Origin of the sequence: Prauserella salsuginis, assembly GCF_024648885.1 — a bacterium.
Lineage (GTDB): Bacteria > Actinomycetota > Actinomycetes > Mycobacteriales > Pseudonocardiaceae > Prauserella > Prauserella salsuginis.
The window spans coordinates 701,555-726,541 of record NZ_JANBBF010000008.1; the positions used below are offsets into that span (position 1 = coordinate 701,555).

At 70.5% G+C, this 24,987-nt stretch carries 21 protein-coding genes; 6 read left to right on the forward strand and 15 right to left on the reverse strand.

The features are described 5' to 3' along the window. Positions 1 to 51: 51 nt before the first annotated feature. Complete coding sequence (locus LY40_RS04740; RefSeq protein ID WP_183786644.1) at positions 52 to 861, reverse strand: siderophore-interacting protein; 810 nt, start codon at positions 859 to 861, stop codon at positions 52 to 54. A gap of 190 nt (positions 862 to 1,051) precedes the next feature. Between LY40_RS04740 and LY40_RS04745 the strand changes: the two genes are divergently transcribed. The 3 genes from LY40_RS04745 (at position 1,052) to bcp (ending at position 4,009) form a co-directional block, all read left to right on the forward strand. Next, complete coding sequence (locus LY40_RS04745; RefSeq protein ID WP_258936036.1) at positions 1,052 to 2,734, forward strand: GMC family oxidoreductase N-terminal domain-containing protein; 1,683 nt, start codon at positions 1,052 to 1,054, stop codon at positions 2,732 to 2,734. Between the two features lie 30 nt (positions 2,735 to 2,764). Further along, a complete protein-coding gene (locus tag LY40_RS04750; protein ID WP_258936037.1) occupies positions 2,765 to 3,391 on the forward strand; it encodes a TetR/AcrR family transcriptional regulator in 627 nt (208 codons plus the stop codon). A gap of 153 nt (positions 3,392 to 3,544) precedes the next feature. Further along, the gene (bcp, locus tag LY40_RS04755; protein ID WP_183786647.1) at positions 3,545 to 4,009 is read left to right on the forward strand and encodes a thioredoxin-dependent thiol peroxidase; all 465 of its coding nucleotides are present in this window, start codon (positions 3,545 to 3,547) and stop codon (positions 4,007 to 4,009) included. A gap of 222 nt (positions 4,010 to 4,231) precedes the next feature. Here bcp and LY40_RS04760 read toward each other — a convergent pair whose 3' ends face one another. The 4 genes from LY40_RS04760 to LY40_RS04775 form a co-directional block, all read right to left on the reverse strand. Continuing rightward, positions 4,232 to 5,506 carry a glycerate kinase gene (locus LY40_RS04760; protein WP_258936038.1) on the reverse strand — a complete coding sequence of 425 codons (1,275 nt, stop codon included), beginning with the start codon at positions 5,504 to 5,506 and terminating at the stop codon, positions 4,232 to 4,234. Between the two features lie 5 nt (positions 5,507 to 5,511). After that, entirely contained in the window at positions 5,512 to 7,299 is a 1,788-nt protein-coding gene (gene gcl, locus LY40_RS04765) for a glyoxylate carboligase (RefSeq protein WP_183786649.1), read from the reverse strand. 84 nt (positions 7,300 to 7,383) lie between these two features. After that, the gene (locus tag LY40_RS04770) at positions 7,384 to 8,328 is read right to left on the reverse strand and encodes a 2-hydroxy-3-oxopropionate reductase (protein WP_258936039.1); all 945 of its coding nucleotides are present in this window, start codon (positions 8,326 to 8,328) and stop codon (positions 7,384 to 7,386) included. 61 nt (positions 8,329 to 8,389) lie between these two features. Beyond that, positions 8,390 to 9,226 (reverse strand): hydroxypyruvate isomerase family protein, encoded by an 837-nt coding sequence (locus LY40_RS04775; protein WP_258936040.1) that lies wholly within the window; start codon positions 9,224 to 9,226, stop codon positions 8,390 to 8,392. Positions 9,227 to 9,730: 504 nt separating this feature from the next. Between LY40_RS04775 and LY40_RS04780 the strand changes: the two genes are divergently transcribed. Further along, on the forward strand, positions 9,731 to 11,437 hold the full coding sequence (locus LY40_RS04780; RefSeq protein ID WP_258936041.1) for a nucleobase:cation symporter-2 family protein: 1,707 nt from the start codon (positions 9,731 to 9,733) through the stop codon (positions 11,435 to 11,437). 481 nt (positions 11,438 to 11,918) lie between these two features. Here LY40_RS04780 and LY40_RS04785 read toward each other — a convergent pair whose 3' ends face one another. The 3 genes from LY40_RS04785 to LY40_RS04795 are packed head-to-tail and all read right to left on the reverse strand — an operon-like array spanning position 11,919 to position 15,620. After that, positions 11,919 to 12,767 carry a bifunctional allantoicase/(S)-ureidoglycine aminohydrolase gene (locus LY40_RS04785; RefSeq protein ID WP_183786652.1) on the reverse strand — a complete coding sequence of 283 codons (849 nt, stop codon included), beginning with the start codon at positions 12,765 to 12,767 and terminating at the stop codon, positions 11,919 to 11,921. Between the two features lie 46 nt (positions 12,768 to 12,813). After that, a complete protein-coding gene (locus LY40_RS04790; RefSeq protein ID WP_183786653.1) occupies positions 12,814 to 14,166 on the reverse strand; it encodes a DUF6986 family protein in 1,353 nt (450 codons plus the stop codon). Then, on the reverse strand, positions 14,163 to 15,620 hold the full coding sequence (locus LY40_RS04795; RefSeq protein ID WP_183786654.1) for an NAD(P)-dependent malic enzyme: 1,458 nt from the start codon (positions 15,618 to 15,620) through the stop codon (positions 14,163 to 14,165). The genes LY40_RS04790 and LY40_RS04795 overlap by 4 nt, the downstream gene beginning before the upstream one ends. A 214-nt stretch (positions 15,621 to 15,834) precedes the next feature. On the opposite strand from LY40_RS04795, the gene LY40_RS04800 reads away from it, so the two are divergent. Further along, entirely contained in the window at positions 15,835 to 16,662 is an 828-nt protein-coding gene (locus tag LY40_RS04800) for an IclR family transcriptional regulator (protein WP_308216667.1), read from the forward strand. Positions 16,663 to 16,842: 180 nt separating this feature from the next. Here the strand turns inward: LY40_RS04800 and pucL are convergent, their stop codons facing one another. From pucL to LY40_RS04830, 6 genes are all read right to left on the reverse strand, one after another. Beyond that, entirely contained in the window at positions 16,843 to 17,727 is an 885-nt protein-coding gene (pucL, locus tag LY40_RS04805) for a factor-independent urate hydroxylase (RefSeq protein ID WP_183786655.1), read from the reverse strand. Positions 17,728 to 17,832: 105 nt separating this feature from the next. Further along, positions 17,833 to 18,159 carry a hydroxyisourate hydrolase gene (gene uraH / locus LY40_RS04810; RefSeq protein WP_183786656.1) on the reverse strand — a complete coding sequence of 109 codons (327 nt, stop codon included), beginning with the start codon at positions 18,157 to 18,159 and terminating at the stop codon, positions 17,833 to 17,835. Further along, entirely contained in the window at positions 18,156 to 18,668 is a 513-nt protein-coding gene (uraD, locus tag LY40_RS04815; RefSeq protein WP_228726586.1) for a 2-oxo-4-hydroxy-4-carboxy-5-ureidoimidazoline decarboxylase, read from the reverse strand. Before uraD ends, uraH begins: the two co-directional genes overlap by 4 nt. Before the next feature lie 460 nt (positions 18,669 to 19,128). Then, positions 19,129 to 19,791: a histidine phosphatase family protein gene (locus LY40_RS04820; protein WP_258936042.1), complete on the reverse strand. Its 663-nt coding sequence runs from the start codon at positions 19,789 to 19,791 to the stop codon at positions 19,129 to 19,131. Next, positions 19,791 to 20,546 (reverse strand): SDR family oxidoreductase, encoded by a 756-nt coding sequence (locus LY40_RS04825; protein ID WP_258936043.1) that lies wholly within the window; start codon positions 20,544 to 20,546, stop codon positions 19,791 to 19,793. The genes LY40_RS04820 and LY40_RS04825 overlap by 1 nt, the downstream gene beginning before the upstream one ends. 162 nt (positions 20,547 to 20,708) lie before the next feature. After that, positions 20,709 to 21,908, reverse strand: coding sequence for a S8 family peptidase (locus tag LY40_RS04830; protein ID WP_258936044.1), 1,200 nt, complete (start codon positions 21,906 to 21,908; stop codon positions 20,709 to 20,711). 223 nt (positions 21,909 to 22,131) lie between these two features. On the opposite strand from LY40_RS04830, the gene LY40_RS04835 reads away from it, so the two are divergent. After that, on the forward strand, positions 22,132 to 22,998 hold the full coding sequence (locus LY40_RS04835) for a hypothetical protein (protein WP_258936045.1): 867 nt from the start codon (positions 22,132 to 22,134) through the stop codon (positions 22,996 to 22,998). A gap of 258 nt (positions 22,999 to 23,256) precedes the next feature. On the opposite strand, the gene LY40_RS04840 is transcribed toward LY40_RS04835, so the two are convergent. After that, on the reverse strand, positions 23,257 to 24,882 hold the full coding sequence (locus LY40_RS04840) for an acyl-CoA synthetase (protein WP_258936046.1): 1,626 nt from the start codon (positions 24,880 to 24,882) through the stop codon (positions 23,257 to 23,259). Positions 24,883 to 24,987 lie beyond the last annotated feature (105 nt).

Sequence of the window (24,987 nt, forward strand, 5' to 3'; positions counted from 1 at the left end):
CCACCTCTCGGACGACCTCCGGACGCGGCCACCGACAGTTCCGACGGTGTGTCAGCCGTTGGCGGCCTCCTCGGCCGCCCGCTCGGCGGCCTTCTCCTCGCGCCAGGTCTCGTCGTCGGCGCCGCGGCGCCAGTACCCGGAGATCGACACCCGGTCGCGGGAGACATCGCACTCGTGCAGCAGGTACCGGCGCAGGTCGCGGACGAACCCCGCCTCGCCGTGGACGAACGCCTGCACCCCTGCCGCGGGGAAGTCGAGCTCGCGCACCGCGGCGACGAGGTCGTCGCCGCGGGACCGGTGCAACCAGTGCACCTGGGCGTCGGCCTTCGTCACGAGCGGCAGCTGTTCGTGCTCGTCCTCGACCAGTACGAAGACCCGGGCATCGGCACCGTCCGGCATCGCCTCGAGCGCGTTGGCGATGGCCGGCAGCGCACTCTCGTCGCCCACGAGCAGGTGACAGTCGGCCTCGTCCGACGGCGCGTAGCCGCCGCCGGGACCGACCAGCAGCACCTCGTCGCCCTTGTCCAACCGGGCCGCCCACGGGCCCGCCAGCCCGCGATCGCCGTGATGGACGAAGTCGAGGACGAGTTCGCGGGCGTCCGGATCGAATCCGCGCACGGTGTAGGTCCGCATCCGGGGCCGCTGCTCGGCGGGCAGGTCGGCCAGGTCGAGCGGATCCGGATAGGTCACCCCGTCCGGCGCGAACAGCACCTTGACGTAGCTGTCGGTGCACGTGTTCGGCGTGAACGCCGCGAGGCCGTCGCCGCCACAGACGACGCGGATCAGGTGCGGGGTGAGACGTTCGGTGCGCCGCACCTCGGCGCGCATCACCGGCCTACTGCGACCTCGCTTCTCGACCATCCGTGCACTCCTCACCTCACGTCGTTCCCAGAAGTAAGGCTACCCTTAGGTAAACCCGGATGCACCCACCCGTACCACCGGTCGGGACGGGAGGGGCGCGGCACCTCCGCACTCCGCGCACACAACCGAAGACCCGACCGCGCGACCTCCTCCTCTTGACACTTCGCCAACAAGCGGCGAGCGTGTGCTCATGACGCAGTTCGACTACGACGTCCTGGTCATCGGCTCCGGCTTCGGCGGCAGCGTGAGCGCACTCAGGCTGACGGAGAAGGGCTACTCGGTCGGTGTTCTCGAACAGGGCCGCCGGTTCGCCGACCACGAACTGCCCCGGACCTCGTGGCGGCTGCGCGACTACGTGTTCGCGCCCGCGCTGGGCTGCACGGGCATTCTGCGCATCACCCCACTCACGGAGGCGATGATCCTCTCCGGGGCGGGCGTCGGCGGCGGGTCACTGGTCTACGCCAACACGCTCTACCAACCGCCCGACGCGTTCTACGCCGACCCGCAGTGGGCTCACATCACCGATTGGAAGACCGAGCTCGAGCCGTACTACGACCAGGCGCGCCGCATGCTCGGAGTCACCAACTATCCGTGCACGACGCCCGCCGACGAGGTCATGCGCTCGGTCGCCGACGACATGGGGATCGGCGACACCCACGGCCCCGCACCGGTCGGCGTGTTCTTCGGTGCGGAGGGCACGAAACGCGGCGTGACCGTGCCCGATCCCTACTTCGGCGGCGCCGGTCCGCACCGGCGCACCTGCACCCACTGCGGCGAGTGCATGACGGGCTGCCGCCACAACGCCAAGAACACGACCGTCAAGAATTACCTGTATCTGGCCGAACGGGCTGGCGCACGGGTCCACCCGCTCACCACCGTGACCGCGGTGCGGCCCCGGCCCGGCGGTGGCTACGCCGTCGAGACCGCCGCCACCGGGAAACCATGGCGGAAGCGGACGCTGCACGCCGAACAGGTCGTCTTCTCGGCGGCCGCCCTCGGCACACAACGGCTGCTGCACCGCATGCGCGACCGCGGCGTTCTGCCGCGGCTCTCGGACCGGCTCGGGGTACTGGCACGCACCAACTCGGAGGCGATTCTCGCCGCCCGCTCCCTCCGGGAGGACACCGAGTACCACCGCGGCGTCGCCATCACCTCGTCGATCCACCCCGACGAGGTGACACACGTCGAACCCGTGCGCTACGGCAAGGGCAGCAACCTGCTCGCCCTGCTCGGTGCGGTGCTCGTCGACCCGAAGCCCGGCAGGCCGCGCTGGCCGCTCGGACTGCAGGAGATGTGGCGCCGGCGGCGGGACCTGCCGAAACTGCACAACCCGAGACGCTGGTCGGAGCAGACGATCGCACTCCTGGTGATGCAGACCCTCGACAACTCGGTCACCACCTACACCAGGCGCGGCAGGCTCAGGACGAGACAGGGCGTCGGCGAACCCAACCCGACGTGGATCCCCGCGGGTCACGATGTCACCCGGCGAGTGGCCGACAAGATCGGCGGACTGCCCGGCGGCGGCTGGAACGACCTGGCCAACGTCCCACTGACCGGGCACTTCATCGGCGGCTGCACCATCGGCGACTCCGCGGAGACCGGTGTCGTCGATCCCTACCAGCGGCTCTACGGGTACGAGGGACTGCACGTCGTGGACGGTTCGACGATCTCGGCGAACCTCGGAGTGAACCCGTCGCTGACCATCACCGCGCAGGCCGAGCGAGCGATGGCGCTGTGGCCCAACAAGGGCGAGCCCGATCCGCGGCCCGCACTCGGCTCCGACTACCGCCGCGTCCGGGCGGTGCCCCCGAAGAACCCGGTTGTCCCCGAGGCCGCGCCGGGTGCGCTGCGGCTCCCCCTGTCACCGGCGTGAACCGGACGCGCACATGCGAAACTGCACGGCATGACCGCCGGATCCGCGCCGAAGTGGCGCAGGCTCGAGCCCGACGAACGCAGGGAGCAGATCTTCACCTGCGCCGCCGAGCTGTTCGGCGAGCGGCCGTACGCCGCCGTGTCCACCGGCGATATCGCGGCGCGTGCCGGTGTCGCCCGCGGGCTGATCAACCACTACTTCGGCACGAAGCGGGAGCTGTATCTCGCGGTCGTCCGGCGGGCGCTGACCCTGCCGCCGTCGGCCGTGGCCACCCTGCCGGACGGTTCCCTCACCGAACGCACCGACGCGGCCGTCGACTGGTTCCTCGACATGGTCAGCAAACAGCAGAAGACGTGGCTGGCCGCGATCACCCCGGAAGGCATCGGCCGCGACGAGGAGGTCGAGCGCATCCTCGACGAGGCCGACCGCGAGGCGGCGGGTCTGGTGCTGGAAGCGATGGGGTTCGACCGCGGGGACGAGCGCTGGGAGCAGCTGATCGCGATCGTGCGCACCTACGCGGGCATGGTGAAGGCCGCCAGCCGCGAATGGCTCGACCGCGAGACGCTCAACCGCGGTCAGGTGCACACGGTGCTGTCCCACGTGCTCCGCACACTCGTCGCGGACGTGATCCCGCGCGCCCGCAATCAGTCCGAGTAACGCCAGGTCCGTACCCGTCCCCCGGTCCGACCCGGGGTGTGCCCTCATGCCCTGGAGCATCGACACCCCGACATCGAAACTTCGCATCGTGGATAACTTCTTCTGCATTTCGATAGGGTTGAGTGTCATCTTTCGTCGGACCAGGAGTGCCCCATGACTCGACTGCAGGCCGGTCAGCCGGCCCCCGCCTTCACCCTGACCGATGCCCGTCAGCAGCAGGTCAGCTCGGCCGACTACGCCGGCCGGCACCTGATCGTCTACTTCTATCCCAAGGCCGCCACCCCGGGCTGCACCACCGAGGCCTGCGACTTCCGCGACAACCTGGCGTCCCTGGAGGCCGCCGGTTACGCCGTCGTCGGGATCTCGCCCGACGAGCCCGAGGCGCTGCGGACGTTCATCGACGATCAGGCACTCACGTTCCCGTTGCTCTCCGACACCGACCAGTCCGTGGCGCGCGCCTACGGCACGTACGGCACCAAGACGCTCGGCAACCGCACCGTGGAGGGCACGCTGCGGTCCACGTTCGTCATCGGTCCCGACGGCACCCTCGCGCACGTCGCCTACGAGGTCGACGCACAGGGCCACGTCGCCGAGCTGCGGCGCACGCTCGGAGTCTGAGCACGGTCACACCGACGACGCGGGTCCCGGCCTGAATCGGCCGGGACCCGCGTCGTCGAATGGTCGCCCGTGCAGTCCGGCTCTGGGGCGTGCACCGACCGGACACCGACCGGCGGCGCGGCAGAGCCGGAGCACCGGCCGCCGTGGCGATCACCGGCCGTCGCGGTGCTCTCTGCGGCCCGGCATCCGGCCGACAGCAGCGCCGAACCCGCGCAGCGCTCGTCACTCCTCCCGGGAGCCCCCGGAGCCGGCCTGCACCGGTACCCCCGCGGCGAGGCGGCTACGGTCGCTCGCGATCCGACTCCCCACGGTCTCCAGCAGCTCACGTGCCCGGGCCATCGACTCCGTCTCGTCGGCGGCCAGGTCGCTCAGCGCCCAGACGCGGTCGATCCCCGCGGCCGCCGACTGTGCCGGGTCCAGGACGTTGCGCCCGCATACCGCGACCACCGGGACGCCGCGGCGGGCGGCGCACCCTGCGACCCCGACCGGGACCTTGCCCGCCAGCGACTGCGTGTCCAAACTGCCCTCGCCCGTGACCACCAGATCCGCGGTCGCGACCTTGTCCTCGAGCCCCACGAGCTCGGAGACGACCTCCACGCCCGGTCGGCGGACCGCCCCGAGCAGTCCCAGCGCGGCGAAGCCGACACCACCCGCCGCCCCCGCGCCGGGTTCGTCCGCGGCGCCGACGACCCGTTCGGACCAGGCCACTCCCCCGGACCGCCGCGCCGCCTCCGCCAGGATCGGCACGGCCCTGCGGAGGGCCTGCGCGGTGCGGCGCACCTGCTGCGCGTCGAGTCCCTTCTGCGGACCGAAGACCTCGGCCGCCCCACCCGGGCCGGCCAGCGGTGAATCCACGTCGGCGGCGATGACGATCCGGGTGTCCCGCAACCGGGGATCCAGCGTTCGCAGGTCCGCCGCGGCGAGGTCGGCCACCCCCGCCGCCCCCTCGGTGACGGGCCGTCCTGAGTGGTCCAGCAGCCGGGCTCCGAGCGCGGACAGCAACCCCGCTCCGCCGTCGCTGCAGGCGCTTCCGCCGAGCGCCAGCACGATGCTGCGCGCTCCACGGTCCAGCGCCGCCCGCACCAGTTCCCCGGTCCCGCGGCTGGTGGCACGCATGGGATCCGCGTCGGGGCCCATGTCGCCCAGCCCGGATGCCTCGGCCAGCTCCACGACCGCGAGCGTGCCCCCGGTCCCGGCACGGGTACCCCACCGTGCCGGGACCGGTCGCCCGTCCGGGCCGGTGACCCGGTGGACCTCGATGTCCCAGTCCGCCTCCCCGTCCGCGGTCACGGCCGCGAGTGTGCCCTCGCCCCCGTCCGCCATCGGGACGGCCACCACCCAGGCCGACGGTGCTGCCCGGCGGATCCCGGAGCTCAGCGCCGCCGCCACCTCCCGGGCGGGGACGGAGCCCTTGAACGTGTCCGGAGCGATCACCACCGTGCCCGGTGATCGGCCCGCGCACCCGCCCGGTGACCCGCCGGCCGCCGCCCCCGCCATCGGCGTCACTCCGAGACGGCGAGCGCCGTGAGCGCCGTGGGCGCGTCCTCCGGCCGCTCGGCCATCGGCTCGAACTCGTTGATGGCGCTCAACGAGGTGCCCATCGAGATGTTGGTGACACGCTCGAGGATCACCTCCACGACCACCGGCACCCGGTACTCCTCGGCCTGGCTCACCGCCTTCTCGAGGGCCCCGCGGATCTTCTCCGGGTCCTCGACGCGGAGGGCCTTGCAGCCGAGCCCCTCGGCGACGGCGACGTGGTCCACGCCGTAACCGGCGTTGCGCCCCGTCGCGTTGATGTTGTCGAAGGCGAGGGAGACCTCGTAGTCCATCTCGAAGCCGCGCTGGGCCTGGCGGATCAGCCCCAGGTACGAATTGTTGACCACGACGTGGACGTACGGGATCCGGTGCTGGGCACCGACGGCGAGCTCCTCGACCATGAACTGGAAGTCGTAGTCGCCCGAGAGCGCGACGACGGTCGTGTCCGGCAGGGCGCGGGCCACCCCGAGCGCCGCGGGCCCGGTCCATCCGAGCGGCCCTGCCTGGCCGGCGTTGATCCAGGACCGCGGCCGGTAGGCGTGCAGCATCTGCGCACCGGCGATCTGGCTGAGTCCGATGGTGGTCACGTAGGTGACCTCGCGCCCGAAGGCCGCGTTCATCTCCTGGTAGACCCGCTGCGGCTTGATCGGCACGTCCTCGAAGTGAGTCTTGCGCTGCAGCGTGCCCTTGCGTGCGGCGCACCGGCGCGCCCAGTCGGCGAAGCCGAGCCCGCGGCCGCCCTCCGCTCGACGGCGCGCGGCCGTCAACAGGGCCTCCAGCGCGGCTCCCGCGTCCGAGACCACCGAGTAGTCGGGCGCGAACACCCTTCCGATCTGGGTGGGCTCGATGTCGACGTGGATGAAACGCCGTCCCGACCGGTAGGTCTCCAGGTCGCCGGTGTGCCGGTTGGCCCAGCGGTTGCCCAGACCCAACACCACGTCGGATTCGAGGAACGTGGCGTTGCCGTAGCGGGTGTGGGTCTGGATGCCGACCATGCCCGCCATCAACGGGTGGTCGTCCGGGATGGCACCCCAGCCCATCAGCGTGGGCGAGACCGGGATGTCCAGCAGCTCGGCGAGTTCGACCAGCTCATCGGCCGCGTCGGCGTTCAGCACGCCCCCGCCGGCGACGATCAGCGGCCGCTCGGCCTCCGCGAGCATGTCCAGGATCTTCTCCGCCTGGGCCTCGGTGGCCCTCGGCGTGATCACCGGCAGCGGCTCGTAGGTGTCGATGTCGAACTCGATCTCGGTCTGCTGGACGTCCAGCGGCAGGTCGATGAGCACCGGCCCCGGCCGCGAGGACCGCATCAGCTGGAAGGCCTTCTGGAACGTGCCGGGAACCTGGGCGGCTTCCAGCACCGTCTTGGCCATCTTGGTCAGCGGCGCCGCGATGGAGGCGATGTCCACCGCCTGGAAGTCCTCCTTGTCCAGCACGGCCACCGGCGCCTGTCCCGTGATGCACAGGATGGGCTGCGAGTCGGCCTGCGCGGCGTAGAGGCCGGTGATCATGTCGGTGCCCGCTGGGCCCGACGTCCCGATGCAGACCCCGATGTTGCCCGGGGCAGCGCGGGTGTAGCCGTCGGCCATGTGGGAGGCGCCCTCCACATGGCGCGCCAGCGTGTGGCGGATCCCTCCGCGGGCCTTCATCGCCGAGTACAGCGGGTTGATCGCCGCACCGGGCAGCCCGAAGGTCTCCACAGCGCCCTCCTTCTCGAGGATGAGCGCTATCGCATCAACTGCGCGCATGCGTGTCATCGCGCGCCTCCTTCTCTGTGGGACGTCTGCTGGGATGTGGATCGTGGCTGGGTGGTTGGGACACGACCACGGATCCGCCGCCGGTCAGGCGACGTTCCGCGTGCTGCCGGAGTCCCCTGAACCGCTGGAGAGCTGCTCGACGAGGGTGAACAGCCCTGAGTGGTCGAGGTGGCCGTTGCCCTGCTGGACCGTCGCGGCGACCAGCTGGGCCACGGACGCGGCCAGCGGCGTCGCGACGCCGGCTTCGCGGGCGGCGGAGGTGACGATGCCCATGTCCTTGTGGTGCAGCTGGAGCCGGAAGCCCGGCTCGAAGGAACGGTCGAGCATCTTCTGGCCCTTCTGGTCGAGCACCTTGGAACCCGCCAGCCCACCGCCGAGGACCTGCAACGCCGCCGTGGTGTCCACGCCGTACGCCTCGAGGAAGGCCACGGCCTCGGCGAGCGCCTGGATGTTCACCGCGACAATGAGCTGGTTGGCGGCCTTGACGGTCTGCCCGGAGCCGGAGGGGCCGACGCGCACGATCGTCTTGCCGACGGCGTCGAAGACCTCGGCCATGGCGTCGAAGTCGGCCTGCTCGCCGCCGACCATGATGGACAGCACGCCGTCGATCGCGCCCTGTTCGCCGCCGGAAACCGGGGCGTCGATCGGCTTGAGACCGGCCTCGCGGGCCTGGCGGGCAAGCTCGATTGCCGTGTCCGGACGGATCGTGGAGGCGTCGATCCAGGTGGTCCCCGCCCTGGCGTTGGCGAGGATGCCGTCGTCACCGGTCAACACGGCCTCGACGTCCGGGGAGTCCGGGACCATGGTGATGATGACGTCGGCCTCGGCGACGGCCTCGGCGATCGAGCCGGCGGCGGTGCCGCCCGCGGCGGCGAGCGCCTTCGCCTTCTCCGGGGAGCGGTTGTAGCCGCTCACCGCGAAGCCGGCGCCGACAAGGTTCTTGGCCATCGGCAGGCCCATGATGCCCAGTCCGATGACGGCGATGTTCTTGCTCATGAGTTCGGTGTCCTCTCGACGTGTGTCCCCCACGCCGGCCTCCCCCGGCGCGGGGCGGGTGGTGCGATGTATGCGCGTCCGCGCGGGCCGGTGATCAGCCCAGCGAGCTACCGGCGGGCTGCCGGAGCCAGTCGAACGCGGTGTCCTGCTCCTGCTTGTATTCCAACGCCACGGAGCCGGTGTAGCCGCGGGCGTAGGCGAGGTCGATCCACTCCTGCAGCGGCAGGTCACCGGTGCCCGGCGCGCCGCGGCCCGGGGAGTCGGCGATCTGCACGTGACCGAACTGCGGCGCGTGCTGCTCGATGACCGCGGCGACGTCGTCGCCGTTGACGGCCATGTGGAAGAAGTCCGCCAGCAGCGCGACGTTGGTCGCCCCCGCTCGGTGGACCTTCTCGACGACGGCGAGGGCGTCGGCGGCGGTCTTCAGCGGGTAGGCCTCCGCGCCGGACACCGGCTCGACGAGGACGGTGCCGCCGATGGGCGCCACCGCCTGGGCGGCGGTGATCAGGTTCTCGACGGCGAGCTCGTCCTGGGCCTGCGGCTCCTGGTCGCCCTGACGCAGCCCGTACAGGGCGTTGAACGCCGTGCAGCCGGTGCGACGGCCGATCTCGGCGGCGAGGGCGGCGTTGTCGGCGAATTCGGCGCGGTGGCCCGCCACCGCGACCATGCCGCGGTCACCGCCCGCCATGTTGCCGGCCCAGAAGTTCAGGCCTGCCAAGGAAACCCCGGCGGCGGAGAGCGAATCGACGAAGGCGTCGACGTCGGCGTCGGAGGGGTGGGGCTCGCCGTCGAACGGCCACCAGAACTCGACGCGGGTGAAGCCGGCACGGGCAGCCGCCGCGGCGCGATCGACGACCGCATGCTCGGTCAGCAGTGTCGAGCAGTTGACGATGTAGCTCTCGGGTGAGGTGACGTTCATGCGCGATGCCATGAGGGCCTCCTGTGGGGATCTCGGTGGGACACCTGAGTCGGACATCCAAATGCGGAAAACTCCACATTGTGGAAGTTTGACTCCGTAAGATGAAAAAAGCATAGGGCGGGGGCCGAAGCGCGGTCAACCACCCCACTCCGGTCGACCCCGGACGACGGACGGATGACCGACACCCCCTGAGACATTCCGGACCGGCGGCGCGGCCAGCCTGAAGTCGCCGTGGAACCCGCCGCGAACAGGGACGATCCGATTCACATCAGAAGCGCGGCCGCCGTCACGCCGGTCGCTCATCGCTGAGCTCGCAAGGCGTCGGCGCATCGCCTGTTGACCGCGAGCAGGTGACTGAATCACCATACGGAATGCCAATATCGCATCGCGGAGTTCAAGCTTCGACCGTGCAAGACCGCCGCCCCACGGCCTCCGGCGCCCGCGCCGCCGCGAGCCCCATCGATGCCGTACGACCCGGGCGGCGGTAGGCACGACACCTCAGAAAGGTGCTCAACGATGAGCAAGAAGACCTCCCGAGACGCGCAGCCGCGGCAGGCGAACCCGCCCTCCCCGGAGCGCCCGGAGGATGAACGGCTGCCCCTCGGCAAGCTCGCCACGTTCGGGTTGCAGCACGTGCTCACGATGTACGGCGGGCTGATCGCCGTCCCCCTGATCGTCGGCGGGGCCGCCGGGCTGAGTGCCGACCGCACGGCGGTGCTCGTCACCGCGAGCCTGTTCATCGGCGGCCTGGCCACGGTGCTGCAGAGCGTGGGACTACCGTTCCTCGGCTCCAAACTGCCCCTGGTGCAGGGCGTGTCCTTCGCGTCGGTCGCGACGATGGTGGCGATCCTCGCCGGACCCGGCAACGACCTGTCCACGGTGGCGGGCTCCATCGTCGCGGCCAGCATCCTGGGTTTCGTGGTGGCGCCGTTCTTCGCCCGTATCATCCGGTTCTTCCCACCGGTGGTCACCGGAGTGGTCATCACCGCCATCGGCCTGACGCTGGTACCGGTGGCCGCGGACTGGGCGATGGGCGGTGACTCCGAGTCCGACGACTACGGTTCGCTGGCCAACATCGGCCTGGCGTTCCTGACGCTCGTGATCATCCTGCTGCTGAGCAAGGTCGGCTCGGCGACGCTGTCGCGACTGTCCATTTTGCTGGGTCTCGTCGGCGGAACCCTCGTCGGCGCACTGCTCGGGCTGACCGATTTCAGCGAGGTGGGCTCCGGCTCGCCGGTCGCCGCACCGGAGTTCCTGGCCTTCGGCGTGCCGGAATTCGACATCGCCTCGATCATCTCGATGACCATCGTCATCCTGGTGATCAAGACCGAGACCGCCGCCGACATCATCGCGGTCGGCGAGATCATCGGCACGTCGGTCGACCGCCGCCGGATCGCCAACGGTCTGCGCGCCGACATGCTCTCCTCGGCCGCGGCCCCGCTGTTCGGTTCCTTCACCCAGTCCGCCTTCGCCCAGAACGTCGGCCTCGTGGCCCTGACCGGGGTCAAGAGCCGCTTCGTGGTCGCCAGCAGTGGTGTCATCATGATCGTGCTGGGGCTGCTGCCGATCTTCGGCCAGGTCATCTCGGCGATCCCGATGCCGGTGCTCGGCGGGGCCGGCGTCGTCCTGTTCGGCACGGTGACCGGGTCCGGCATCCGGAACCTGCGCAGCGTGTCCTACGACGGCAACATGAACCTCATCATCGTGTCGACCTCGCTGGCGTTCGCGATGATCCCGGTGGTGAAGGAGGACTTTTACCACCACTTCCCCGAGTGGTTCCAGACGATCTTCCACTCCGGCATCTCGTCGGCGGCCATCATGGCGGTGCTGCTGAACCTGTTGTTCAACGAGCTCACCGCCGGCAATTCCCGCAACCCGTCGGTGTTCGCCGCCAAACCGGTGCGGGTGCTCTCCCCGTCGGATCTGCGGGACCTGCGCGAAGGCGACGTGTTCGTCGACGGGCGGTTCGTCGACTGCGACGGCGAGGAGGTCCCGCTGGTGCCCGACGACAAGCTCGAGGAGGTCCGCGCGAAGATCGAGTGCGGCGAGATCACCGACACCAGCCAGATTCCCGAGGTGGTCGCCCCCGACGGAGACGACCCGTCGGATGCGGGACCCGACGGCGGCGGCACCGGACGCACCGACGAGACAGGCGCCGCGCAGGAGCCGCCCCGGCCCCGGCGCGAGCCCCAGGTCCACGGCACGGCCGAACGCCAGGACTGAACCGGCCGCACACCGGCCTGCCGGACGCGGGTACGGCACGGGGCGGCGACGAACATCCGGGGCCGAGGTGCAGCACGCACCTCGGCCCCGCCATCGTGTTGCGCTTTCCGGCGGCCGTGTCGCGCTTTCCGGGGGCCGTGTTGCGGATGTCGGGGCTCGTGTTGCGGGTTCGGGGTGTGCGCCTGTTGCGGGTTGCACGCCGCGGCTTCGAGACACGGCGGCAGCCGTCGTCCCCGCTGCCGTTACGCCGGCGCACGCGACACGGTCCGGGCAACCCACGGACCCCCGGAACCGTCGGCCCACCGGCCCTCCCCAAACCGGCTGCCCGGGGAGCGGCTGTCCACGAACGACGGTCCGGACACGACGGCGCCCGGGCCGATGTGCGAAACCTCGGCCCGGGCGCCGCAGACCGCCGCGACGAACCGGCGAAGAAACCGGCAGCTGCCGGCGGAACGACGCGGTGGTCAGCCTGCCGTCGCGCTCACAGCATCACTTGCCGGTTGACGTCCTTGTAGAGCAGGTAACGGAAGGGACCGGGGCCACCGGCGTAGCAGGCCTGCGGGCAGAAGGCGCGCAGCGAGAGGAAATCCCCCTCCTGGACCTCCACCCAGTCCTCGTTGAGCCGGTAGACGGCCTTGCCCTGCAACACGTACAGCCCGTGCTCCATCTCGTGCGTCTCGGAGAAGGGAATCACCGCGCCGGGCTCGAAGGTGACGATGTTGACGTGCATGTCGTAGGCGACGTCCTGCGGATCGAGCAGCCGCGTGGTGCGCCACCGCCCCTCCGTGCCCGGCATCGGGCTGGGCTCGATGTCCTGTTCCCGCCCGACGACGGGGCCGGGCCGCCTGCCCGGCAGCGGCTGGTGCCGTTTGCGCAACCAGTGCAGCCGGGCCGGCTGCTCGCCGGCGGCGTGCAGCGTCCACGCCGCCGCAGGCGGCACGAAGGCGTATCCGCCGGGGCCGAGACGATGCGCGGCGCCGTCGAGGGTCAGGTCCAGCTCGCCCTCCATGACGAAGAGCAGACCTTCGACCTCCGGCTGCGGCTCGGGATCGTCGGAACCGCCGCCCGGGGAGATCTCGAGGATGGTCTGCGAGAAGGTCACCGCTCCCCCGGCGACCGGCCGGTGGAGCACCCACGCCCGGGTGTCGCGCCATTCCGGCAGCACGGTGGTGACGATGTCGCGCAGCACCCCACGCGGGATCACCGTGTATGCCTCGGTGACCCGCGCCCGGTCGGTGAGCAGGTCGGTCTGCGGCGGGTGGCCGCCGTGCGGGGCGTAGTAGCCGGTCGTGGCCGCGGGCCGCTCCGGTGCGTCTCGATGGTCTGCCACAGGGGCTCCTTCCTCGAAGGGACGACGGTCAGGGAACCGAATGTGCTCAGCCGGGCATCCTCGTCCGTCCGGTGCGCGTGAGGTGTTCCAGCTCCTCCCGGTCGATGCCGACCGAGCACTCCAGGTCGGCGACGGCGAGTGCGCCGCAGTCGAGTCCGCGGCGGATGTGGCCTGCGAGGGCCATCGCGGTCGCCGGTTCGTCGAGCACCGCGCCGTGCTCGCGGCGGACGTAGGCGCGGAGCCGGGCGGCGGCCGGGCCGAAACCGAGCCGGAAGAAGTGGAAGGTCGCCAGGTGCCGCGTGGGCAGGTGGTGCGGGTGCATGTCCCAACCCTGCCGGATGCCGTGCTGCAGTTGCCGCCGCACCAGCGCGGCGTGCAGGTCCCAGGCGGCCAGCACGGCGTCGTCGTCGCCGAGGGGCAGCACGTTGGTCGACCCGTCGGAGATCTCGACGCCGGTGCCTGCGACGGCCAACAGCATCTGGTGCTTGGCGACGTCGGCCACCGGGTGATCGGGCGCCTGCTGCGCCGCCGGCACTCCGACGGCGGCGCTGTAGTCGAACGTGCCGTAGTGCAGCCCGGTGACCCGGCCCTCGCCGGCCCGCACGGCCGCGGCCAGCGGCACCGTCCCGTCGGGCCCGAGGATCAACCGTGGCGTCTCGACCTGGATCTCGAACCCGATGACGCCGTCGCCGAGGCCGTGGGCCCGCTCGAGCGTGCGGCAGACCTGCACCATGGCGCTGACCTGTTCTGGGGTGGAGACCTTCGGCAGTGTGATCACCAGGCCGCGCGGCCAGGTCCCTGCGGCCTCGAGCACGTGGGCCACGAACAGGTCGAGGGTGCGCAGTGCGCGGCGGCGTACCGGGGCCTCGAAGCATTTGATCCGCAGTCCGATCCGGCGAGGAGCCGGCGCTCCCGATGTCCGGCCGACGCGGCGGCCCGCCTCGGCGGCCCAGTGGTCCTCCTCCTCGTCGCTCCGGTCGCCGAAACCGTCCTCGAAGTCCAGTCGCAGGTCTTCGATCGGCTCGCTGTGCAGCTTGGCGGTCACCGCCTCGGCGAGCCCGGCGGCCGCCTGCTCGCGGGCTGCCGCACCGGCCGGTGAGTCCGGCGCCGATCCGGTGGTGCGCACCGGGCCGGGCTCCCGTTCCGCGGCGCGCAGCACACGCTCGGCCAGCGCCTGCATACCGCCGTGTCGCTCGACGGCCGTGAGGGCGCGCTCGCCCCATTCCCCGGGCAGGCCCGGGTGCCAGGAGTCGGCGGGGACGTAGACGGTGTGGACCGGCTGCGGTGCGGCGACCCCGTCGTGGCGGGCTGCCAGTTCGGCGTCGACACCGGCCAGACGCGTATCCAGGTCCGCGGCGAGCTCCTCGCCGAGCACGCCGTGGAAACTCGGCGCACTCATGCACTCGCCCCCTCGGCGACGACCGGGGCGTGGTCCTCGACGACCTTCGCGGCGGACCGTGCCGCGACCGCGTCCCGGCGCGCGGCCTCGGCGACGGCGGCTGCGACGCGCTCGGCCACCCCGTGTTCGAAGACCGTGGGAATGATGTGGTGCGGATTCAGCGCCTCGCCGGAGATGCACCCCGCGATCGCCTCGGCGGCGGCGACCAGCATGTCATCGGTGATGTCGCTGGCCCCCGCGTCCAGCAGGCCGCGGAAGAAGCCGGGGAAGGCCAGCACGTTGTTGATCTGGTTCGGGTAGTCGCTGCGCCCGGTGGCCACGACGGCGGCGGTGCGGCCCGCCACCGCGGGGTCGACCTCGGGGTCCGGGTTGGACATCGCGAAGACCACCGCGTCCGAGGCCATCGCCGCGATGTCGGCGCCGTCCAGCAGGTCGGGTGCGGAGACACCGATGAACACGTCGGCGCCGACCACGGCTTCCTTCAGCGTGCCGGTGACGCCCTCCGGGTTGGTGTGTGTGGCCAGCCAGCCGCGGTGGGCGTCGGCGTACTCGGCCCGCGGGTCGAGCACACCACTGCGGCCGCAGACGACGATGTCGCGCGCGCCGGCGGCCTGCAGCAGCTTCGCGATGGCGTGGCCGGCCGCGCCGGCCCCGGAGATCACGATGCGGACGTCGTCGAGCCGCTTGGTCACGACCTTCAGCGCGTTCCTCAGGGCCGCCAACGTGACGATGGCGGTGCCGTGCTGGTCGTCGTGGAACACCGGGATGTCGAGTTCCTCGCGCAGCCGGGCTTCGATCTCGAAGCAGCGGGGCGCGGCGATGTCCTCCAGGTTGATGCCGCCGTAGGCCGGGGCGAGAGCCTTGCAGATCGTGATGATCTGCTCGGTGTCGCGGGCGTTGAGGGGTACCGGCCAGGCGTCGACGCCGGCGAACTCTTTGAAGAGCACGGCCTTGCCCTCCATGACGGGCATGGAGGCCTCGGGGCCGATGTCACCGAGTCCCAGCACCGCGGAGCCGTCGGTGACGACGGCGACGGTGTTGCGCTTGATGGTGAGCCGGCGGGCGTCGGCGGGGTTGGCCGCGATGGCGCGGCAGACGCGCGCGACGCCCGGGGTGTAGGCGCGGGAGAGGTCGTCGCGGGTGCGGATCGGCGCCTTCGGCGTCGATTCCAGCTTGCCGCCGAGGTGGACCAGGAACGTGCGGTCCGAGGACTTCTTCACCGTCACGCCCTCGAGTGCGGAGAGGACGGAGGCCACCTCTGCGGCATGCTCGGCGCCGAGGGTGTCGCAGGTGATGTCGACGAGCAGCTCGTTCTGAGCGGCTTCGACGACGTCGAAGGCGGTCAGCGCCGCGCCGGCATCCGCGACCGCCGCCACCAGATCGGTGGCCGACGACGGTCCGGCGGGTGTCGCCACCCGCAGCGTGATGGAGTGTCCGGGGCTCGGCTGTGTCATGGAGTGGGCCTTTCCGATCAACAGTGATCATCGTTCCACAGGGAGGTTCAACACCGGAGGGTTTTCCGCAATGCGAACTATACTCTCCGCGATACGGTAACTTAGATGGCTCTCGCCGCCCACCCCACAGCGCGAATCCGGCCGCACCGCAACGCCCCGTCGGGGCTCGGAGGCCGATACCGGATAGAGTCGGACACACCAGAGTCGATCTAGAGTGCCGGTGGAGCCCGCCGCGCCCACTCCCGACCTCGAGGAGGACGCCGACGCCATGGTCAGCAGCACCCCTGCCGACCGGCCGACGCGCGGCGGAGTCCAATCCGTCGAGCGCGTCTTCGACCTGCTCTCGGTGATCGCCGCCTCCGGTGGCCGCACCACACTCAGCGAGCTGGCCGCGGCCGTCGACCTGCCGATTCCCACGATCCACCGCCTGCTGAAGACGCTACTCGGCATCGGTGTGGTGCGGCAGCTACCCGACCGGGGCTACGCCCTGGGCCCGGAGCTGGCACGCCTGGGCGAACTCGCCGGACGTCAGCTGGGCGCGCTCATCCGGCCGCATCTGCGCACGCTGGTCGATCAGCTCGGCGAGAGCGCCAACGTCGCCACCCTCGACGGCGACATGGTCGTCTACGTCGACCAGGTCCCGTCGCCGCACCAGATGCGCATGTTCACCGAGGTGGGCCGCCGCGCCCACACCCACGACACCGGCGCGGGCAAGGCGATCCTCGCGCAGCTGCCCATCGAGCAGGTCCGCCAGATCATCAACACCGCCGGCCTGCCGCCGCACACCGATCACAGCATCCGTTCGCTCGAAGAACTGGAGGAGGAGCTCGACCGCATCCGCGAGCGGGGCTACTCCGTCGACGAGCAGGAGCAGGAGCTCGGAGTGCGCTGCTACGCCACGGCGGTGCCGAACGCGCCGACGCCGCTGGCGATCTCCGTCTCGGGTCCCACCAGCCGTGTGGGCGAGGACTTCGCCGATCGCGCCGTCCCGCTACTGCAGCGCTGCGCCGAGCAGATCTCCGAGGCCCTCGCGCAGGCATGACCAGCCGGCTCCGCCGACACGCACATCGCCCACCGGCCCATCACCCCGACAGTTCATCACCCCGGCGACGCATCGCCCCACCGGCCCGTCACCCGGCAGTGCATCGCCCCACCGGCGGCCTGGCCGTCGCCCGGACGCGCGCCGAGGAGGCAACGCGGCCGGGCGACGAGTCGCGCCGGCTCAGCAGAAGCCGTTGACGACGGCCCAGACATCCGGCCGTTCGGTCGCCTCCTCGCGCGCGATGGTCGCCTCGATCAGGCCGTAGGGCCGGTCGGCGGCGTAGAACACCTCGTTGGGGTTCTCCAGCCCGAACGGCGAGAGGTCCGAGACGAAGTGGTGCTTGTTCGGGCAGGAGAAACGGATCTCCTCGATCTCGTCGACGGCGTCGATCACGTTCTGACCCATCTGGTACAGCGTGTGCTGCAGCGCCTTGGAGTAGTGGTCGGTGAACGTCGACAGGATGATGCCGCGCACCTGCCGGTAGACCGCGTCGAAGTCCACGTCAGTGGTGTTGTATCGCCAGCGGGTCGAGATGTCGGTGGCCAGGATCCGGTCCTCCGTCTCGCCCAGCGTCGTGTACTTGTCCTTCGGATAGCCCACGAATCCCGACTCCGTCGTCTTGAGCACCGTGAGCCCGTAGAAGCCGGCGACCAGCTGATCGTCGGCGCCGTCGCGCACCAGCACGGCGGTGCGCACCTCCGGCTCGGAGCGGAAGAACGAGTGGTCGTGGCCGTCGATCCGCGACCAGCCGTACTCCTCGGCGGACCAGCGACCGCCGGTGACCCAGTCGAAGGAGGCGGTGAAGTGGCCCGCCAGGGTCAGCAGGAACCGCTCGGGCGAGTCGACACCCTCCTCCTTGGCCTTGGCGAAGACCGTGTTCTTCTGGGTGTCGGTGGCGACCACGTGCCCGTTGTCGCCTTCGGTGTGCGCCGCCTCGAAGTCGCCGTGCAGTTGCGAGGTGACGTTCAGATCCCGCAGTTCGTGGCGCGGGGTGTCCCGGTACACCCGGACCACGTGGTTCTCGGCCTTGCCGTACTGGTTGCTCGTGAGCTTCACAGCGCTCATCGCGTGCTCCTGTTCTCGAAGGATGTCCCGCGCCAGCCGCCGGGGAACGCCGCGTGGCCGAGTGCTCCCTCGTGCCCGATCCGCACCGTCCCGCCGACTCCTGGGTCAGCTGCCGCGATACGTGGAATAGGCGAACGGACTCAGCAGCAGCGGGATGTGGTAGTGCTTCTCCCCCGGCTGCACCGTGAAGTCCACGGTCACCGACGGGTGGAAGTGCGCCTGCCCCCGTGCGGCGAAATAGGAACCCGTCCGGAAGGTGATCCGGTAGTCGCCGGACTCCAGGGTCTGTGGGCCGAGTTCGGAGACGCGACCGTCCTGGTCGGTCCGAGCTGCGGCGATACGCGCGCCGTCGGCGGCGTACAGCTCGACGTCGACGCCGGCGGCGGGTGTGCCGCTGGTGGAGTCGAGCACGTGGGCGGTGATGAAGCTCATCGGAGAAGTCCCTCCAGTCGCAGGGCGGCGATCTGCTCGAGCTGCTCACCGGTCTCGGCGAGCTCGTCGTCGGGATCCTGCTCCAGCCGGCGTTCGAGTTCGTCGAGGATCTCGCGGTGACTCCGGCCTGCGGCGCGGATGAGGAAGACCCGCCCGAAGCGCTCCTCGTAGGCGGCGTTACCCGCGGCCAGACGCTGTTCGACGTCGGCGTCGGCCTCCCCGAGTCCCGCCTGCTCCCGGCGGGAGTGGCGGGCCTCGGCCGAGCCGCCCTTCGACCGCTCCCCGATCCTCGGATGATGGGCCAGAGCGGCCTCGATCTCCGCGGGCCGCAGCGGGTGCGCGACCTGCCGCGCCGCGGCCACGCAGGACTCGACGTCGGTGTAGGGACGCCCGTCGGCCACCGCGTGGATCCAGCGGTCGACGTCGAGGCACGGCCGGAGCGCCTCCACCGCCTCAGCGACGGCGAGGCTGTTGAACTCCTCGAGCGTCATCGACTCCTCTTCTCGCATTACGGACTAAAACTTTCGCTATCCGTAACTTTGAGCCGCGGCTCTGGGAGATGTCAAGGCGCCGAGCCGACCGAGATCGCACGCGGCCCCGGGAATGAGCACCGGAAGGTTCGAGACCAGGAACGGGGCGCCCGATCACCCCGGGACACGGGCGGCGACGGCGGACATCGGCGGCGGGCCGCGCGTCATCGCGGTGGCCGTTACACCAGCCGGGACGGCCGGTCGAACCACCGATCACACCCGTGCGATACAGCTCCGGCGCCCGCCGGGACCCGGACGGACCGCCCTCACCACGACCGCGTCCACGGGAACGGTGCCGTCACGGGAACCACACCACCCACGGGAACGCAGTCCTCCGGCGCCTGCGGGCACGAATCGCCCCGCCCTCCCCTGCGCAACCGTCCGAATCGGACAGGTGATCGCACCGAATCCGGCGCACTAACGGCATTTGTTCGTCCGACTAGCGGTAGGTCACGTGGTCGGCGGTCGGGCCGTCGAAGTGGCCGTGTTCGTTGAACGACACGAGCGTCAGGCCCGAGCGGCCGGTGGCGAGCTTGCTGATCCCGGCGTTCACCGCGACGCGGCTCAGCGGCACCAAGTGGGTCTCCGGAGTGCCGAGCAACAGCCCGCACAGCGTCGCGATCACACCGCCCGAGGTGAACACGACGGCCTGCTCACCTTTGCCGAGCGCGCCGGCCACCTCGGTGACGGCTGCCTCGACGCGGTCGCGGAACGCGGTCCACGTCTCGGCCGCATCACTTTGCGTTCCCGCGGCCGCCCACGCCGCGAGCGCCGCCTCCAGCACGCGCTGGAAACTCCGCGGATCCTGCGCGTCCTGCGGCCTGCCGTCACCGTGCGCGCCGAGGACGTCGCCGTCGGCGTACTCGTTCCAGCGCGGGTCCTCGGTCACCGTGACGCCGGGCGCACACTCGGCCAGGGCCAGCTCCGCGGTGTCCCGCTGCCGGGACAGCGAACCGCACCACGCGTGGTCGACCCGCACCTGCCTGCGCGCCAGCTCGACGCCCACCAACCCGGCCTGCTCGCGGCCCAGGTCGGACAGCTTGTCGTAATCGGCTGCCCCGAACGACGCCTGTCCGTGCCGCACCAGGTGGATCGCGCCCATCAGACGAGCTTCCGGAACACACCGACCGGTAGCGCCTTGAGCAACACCGACAGCGGCGTCCAGGGCCACGACGGCACGTACGCGGTGGCGCGCTCGGATTCGACGGCCTTCACCATCGCGTCGGCACCGCGGTCCGCTCCGGCGACCAGCGGGGTGCGCCCACCGGAGCGCGAGGTCATCTCCGATTCGATGAAGCCCGGCAGCACGGTGCTGACCCGGATCGGGGATCCGTACACGTCGGCCCTGATGCCGTCGGCGAGCGCCGCCGCACCGGCCTTCGACGCGCCGTAGGCCGTCATGTTGCGCGGCATGCCGCGGATCGCACTGAACGACGACACCACGACGAGGTGGCCGGCGTTCTGCTCCCGGAACAGTTCCATCGCGGCCTCGCACTGCGCCAGGGCTGCCACCAGATTGGTCTCGATCGTCTGGCGGTTCGCGGCGAAGTACCCGGTGCCGATCGACTGTCCCTTGCCGAGACCGGCGTTGACGATGACCCGGTCCAGTCCGCCGAGCTCGTCGGCCATCGATCGGAACACGGTGAACACGTCGTCGTGGGCGTTCACGTCGAGACCGGCCACCGCCACGCGGATTCCGGGGTGCCGTTCGGTCAGTTCCGCTGCCAAACCGTCCAGCCGGTCGGTGCGGCGTGCGCACAGCGCCAGGTCCCGGCCCGCGGCGGCGAACCGCCGGGCCATGCCCTCGCCGAGACCCGAGCTGGCGCCGGTGATCAGGATCCTCTTCCGGGTGGTCATGCGCCGAACTCTGCCATGCCCGCCGCCGCGTGCGGAGTGTCGGTGACAACACACTCCCGCAGCGGACAAGGCCAGGTGCACGACGACCGGTGGCCCGGCGCCGTCGGGCGCCGGGCCACCGGTGCAGTCCGCCCGCTGCCGCGGGCTTCACTCAACAGCCGATCACTGCTGCACTGTGTTGAGCAGGAGGTTCGGCGTGGCGCCGGTCGGGTTGGTGATGACGTCCGGCGTCGCCGACGTCGTCAGCGCCTCGGACACCTCGGCCGGGGTGGCCTCCGGGTTGTCGGCCAGGTACAGCGCCGCGGCACCGGCCACGTGCGGAGCGGCCATCGACGTGCCGGACAGGGCCGTCTCACCGCCGCCCATCTGGGCCGACACGATGTCCACGCCCGGGGCGTAGATGTCGACGACCTCGCCGTAGTTGGAGAAGTCGGCCTGCTCGTCCTGCTCGCCCGAGGCCGCCACCGTGATGGCGTCCTCGACCCGCGCCGGCGAGCTGCCGCTCGCATCGGAGCTCTCGTTGCCCGCGGCGACGGCGAACGTCACGCCGGCGTCGATCGCACCCTGCACCGCGGTGTCGAGAGCCTCGTCAGGGGTGCCGCCGAGGCTCATGTTGGCCACGGCCGGACCCGAGGCGTTCTCGGCGACCCACTCGACGCCGGAGATCACGCCGTCGGTCGTGCCCGAGCCGTTCGCGTCCAGCACGCGCACCGGCACGATGTTCGCACCCTTGGCGACGCCGTACTCGGTGCCGGCGACCGTGCCGGCTACGTGCGTGCCGTGGCCCTGCTCGTCGTCGGCGTCATCGTCGTTGTCGATGAAGTCCTTGCCGGGCTGCACGCGGTCGCCGAAGTCCTCATGGCTGGCGTCCACACCGGTGTCGATGACGTACGTGGTGACGTTGTCGGCCGGCGTGTTGTAGGTGTACGAGTCGTCCAGCGGCAGCTGCGCCTGGTCGATGCGGTCCAGACCCCACGACGGGGTCGGCGACTGCGTCTCGGTCGCGTGCACCCGCTGGTTCTGCACGACGTAGTCGACGGACGGGTCGGCCGCCAGCCGCTTCGCCTCCGCCTCGTCGGCCTTGACGGTGAAGCCGTTCAGCACGGTGTCGTAGGTCTTCGACACGTTCGTGCCGTACTCACCGGCCAGCTGCGTGGCCATCGTCGACACCGAAGCCGTCTTCGTCCCGTCCTCGAGGACGACGATGTAGCTGCCGTCGACCGCGTTGGGCGTGTTCGCCGAGAGGATCTGCCCCTCCGGCGCCGCAGCGGCGGACCCCAGGCCGGCCGCGACCAGTCCGGTCACACCGGCCGCCACGACGCCCACGTTCAGGCTCCGCCTCAGCTTGCGAGAGTTACCCATTCGGATTCCTTCCGTTATCCCGGCAGGTTCGCGACTCATGCAAGCGGCGCGGTAAGCCCAGTGGCAATGATTCACAGTTACCAGTTGTGGACTGAACACCGTAATGAGCGATAGTCCGAATGGTCTAAATGTCACTATGTGCAGTCAACCACTGACGCGTTACAGGATCCTGCTAGCGTTGTCCATATCGTTATCGGTGCGGCATCGGGAGGCGATCCGGCACGTGAGTGGCACCGCGTTCTCGGCGGCCCTGCGCTCCGCCATCGCCACGAGCGGACTCGGTCTGGACCGCATTCAGGCACGACTTCAGGATCACGGCATCACGATCAGCGTCACCGCGCTGAGCTATTGGCAATCCGGAAAACGACAACCGGAACGCCAGAGTTCGATCTCCGCGGTGCGCACGCTCGAAGAGATTCTGGACGTACCGACCGGCACCCTGCTCGGCCTGCTGCCCCCGCCCCGGCCGCGCGGCAGCACGTCCCGGCGCAGACTCGATGACCGCTCACGGCGCCTCAGCCTCGACGATGCACGCGACGTGTCGCTCGTCGGACTGCACGACCACTGCGTGGTCACCGAGGGCGACCTGCCCGGGGAAGGTGCACACAGCACCGTGACGGCCAAGGCCGTCTTCCGCGCCCGCGCCGACGGCCAGGACCGCTGGTTGCTGGCCTACCGACAGGACGGCTCGGACGACGACGAAGCCCCGGAACTCACGGCGTTACGGAACTGCTCGGTGGGCCGCATCGAAGCCGACCCCACCACGAACCTCACCCTCGCGGAGCTGATCTTCAGCAACGCGATCGACACCGGCGAGACGCATCTCGTCGAATACTCGCTGTCCTATCGGCACGATCCGTGTCCCGACACCCGGAAGGCGCATTTCCGGGAATTCTGGGAACCCATCCCCGAATACCTGCTCGAAGTCGATTTCGAGCAGGCACATCCGCCCGAGCAGTGCTGGCGGTATTCCTACCGCAACCACGGCGGCACGGCCGAGTCCCAGGACGTCACACTCGACGACCTGGGGCGCGCACACGCCGTCGCCGTGGATTTCGGCCCCGGAGTCTTCGGGATCGGCTGGCTGTAGCGACTTTCGTCGGTCCGATCACCGAGCGTGGCCCGCCGAGTGTGATCGCCGCAGGCGACGTCGGTCGCACCAGATTGCCGGATACCGCACCACATATCCGATTTCGCCGCCGTCGTCCGATTTCGACGGGAACTTCCGTCGGTACCCGTACTCCTCGATTGCCCCGGAGCCGGAGAAATCCGAACCGGACCGTGGGCGGCCGAACGCGAAACGGCGCCGGAATCCCGCGGATTCCGGCGCCGTGACAGCGGTGGATGCTCAGCCGAGCTTGTCGCGCAACAGTTTCCCGGTCGCGTTCCGAGGCAGCGCCTCCACGAACTCCACATCCCGCGGCACCTTGTAGCGGGCGAGGTTGTCCTTGACGAACGAACGCACCGCGTCGGCATCCAGTGTGGACCCTTCGCCCCTCGCCACGACCGCCTTGAGTCGCTGGCCGAACTCCTCGTCGGGCACGCCCACGACCCCCGCCTCGAGAATCTCGGGATGCTCGACGAGCAGGTTCTCGACCTCGATGGGATACACGTTCTCCCCGCCGGAGACGATCATCTCGTCGTCCCGGCCGTCGATGAACAGCAGCCCGTCCTCATCGAAGTGGCCGACGTCGCCGCTGGCAAGCAGGCCGTCGATGATCTCCTTGTTGCGGCCGTCGGTGTAGCCCTCGAACGCCAGCCCGCTGCCGACGAAGACCCGGCCGGTGACGTGCGGGTCGGTGATCCGGGTGCCCCGCTCGTCGTAGAGCGCCACCCGGCAGCCGACCGGCGGCCTGCCGACCGTCCCCGGTGCCTTGGCCCAGTCCTCGGGCGTGGCCACTGCCGCGACCGCGACCTCGGTCGAGCCGTACAGGTTGTGGATCACGGGGCCGAAGACCTCCGTGGCACGGTTGCCGATGTCCGGAGGCAGCGCCGAGCCGGCCAGGAAGATGATCCGCAGGCTCGAGGTGTCGTACTTGCCGATGCTCTCGGGGCCCAGGTCGATGATCCGCTGCAGCATGGTCGGCACCAGTACGAGAGCCGTGCAGTCGTACCGCGAGACCCCGCGCAGCGCCTCCTCCGGATCGAACTTGCGCCGCACCACGACCGTGTTCCCCAACGCGAGCGACAGGATGAACTGGGAGATGCCCGTGCCGTGGAACAGCGGGGCGCCCATGTAGGTCGCCTCGCCGACCCGCAGTGGGATGCGGTCGAGGAACTGTGCCGAGTCGAGCCCGGAGATCTTCGGCCGCGGCGCCCCCTTCGGGGTTCCGGTGGTGCCGCTGGTGAGCAGCACGAGCCCACCCGGCTTCGGCGGCGCTTCGGGAGCCGTGTCGTCGGTGCCGTCGATCAGCTCGTCGACGGTGGTGACGCCGCCGGTCGCAGCCGGGTCGTCGACCCAGCCGAGGTAGCGGTCCACGTTCTCGATGCCGCCGAGCAGCTCGCCGAACTCCTCGTCGTAGACCAGCACCCGCACCTTCTCCCGGGCGGCGACGTCGGTCAGCTGGGGACGCGCGAAGCCGGTGTTCATCAGCAGCAGCGCCGCACCCAGCTTGTTGGCCGCGAGCATGGTCAGCACCAGACCCCGGTGGTCCCGGCACAGCGCGGCGATGCTCGCGCCCGGACCCACGCCGCGGTCGGCCCACGCGCGGGCGAGCGCGTTCGACTTGCGCTCGAGTTCGTCGAAGGTCAGCGGGCCGCGTTCGTCGACGAGGCCGATGTCGGCCGGGTTCCGGCGCGCGGCGATACGGACCGCACCGGCGATCGGGCCGTACGTGCTCGTCAGGACGAGCGAACGCACACCCTCGTCCAGGCGGGGAAAGGGCAGCAGGCCGGCCCGCCACATGACTCCGACACTGCGCGCCTTCTCCGTCACACGCGTGACCAGCTCTGATACCGCCGGCGGCGTCTTCATCCGCGCACCTCCTCGGGCTCGTCCGGCATAACCTACCGGGTAGTAGGGCAATCGGATCAACCCTCGCCACGGTGAACGTTCCCGTGGAGTAACGGACGTCTCACC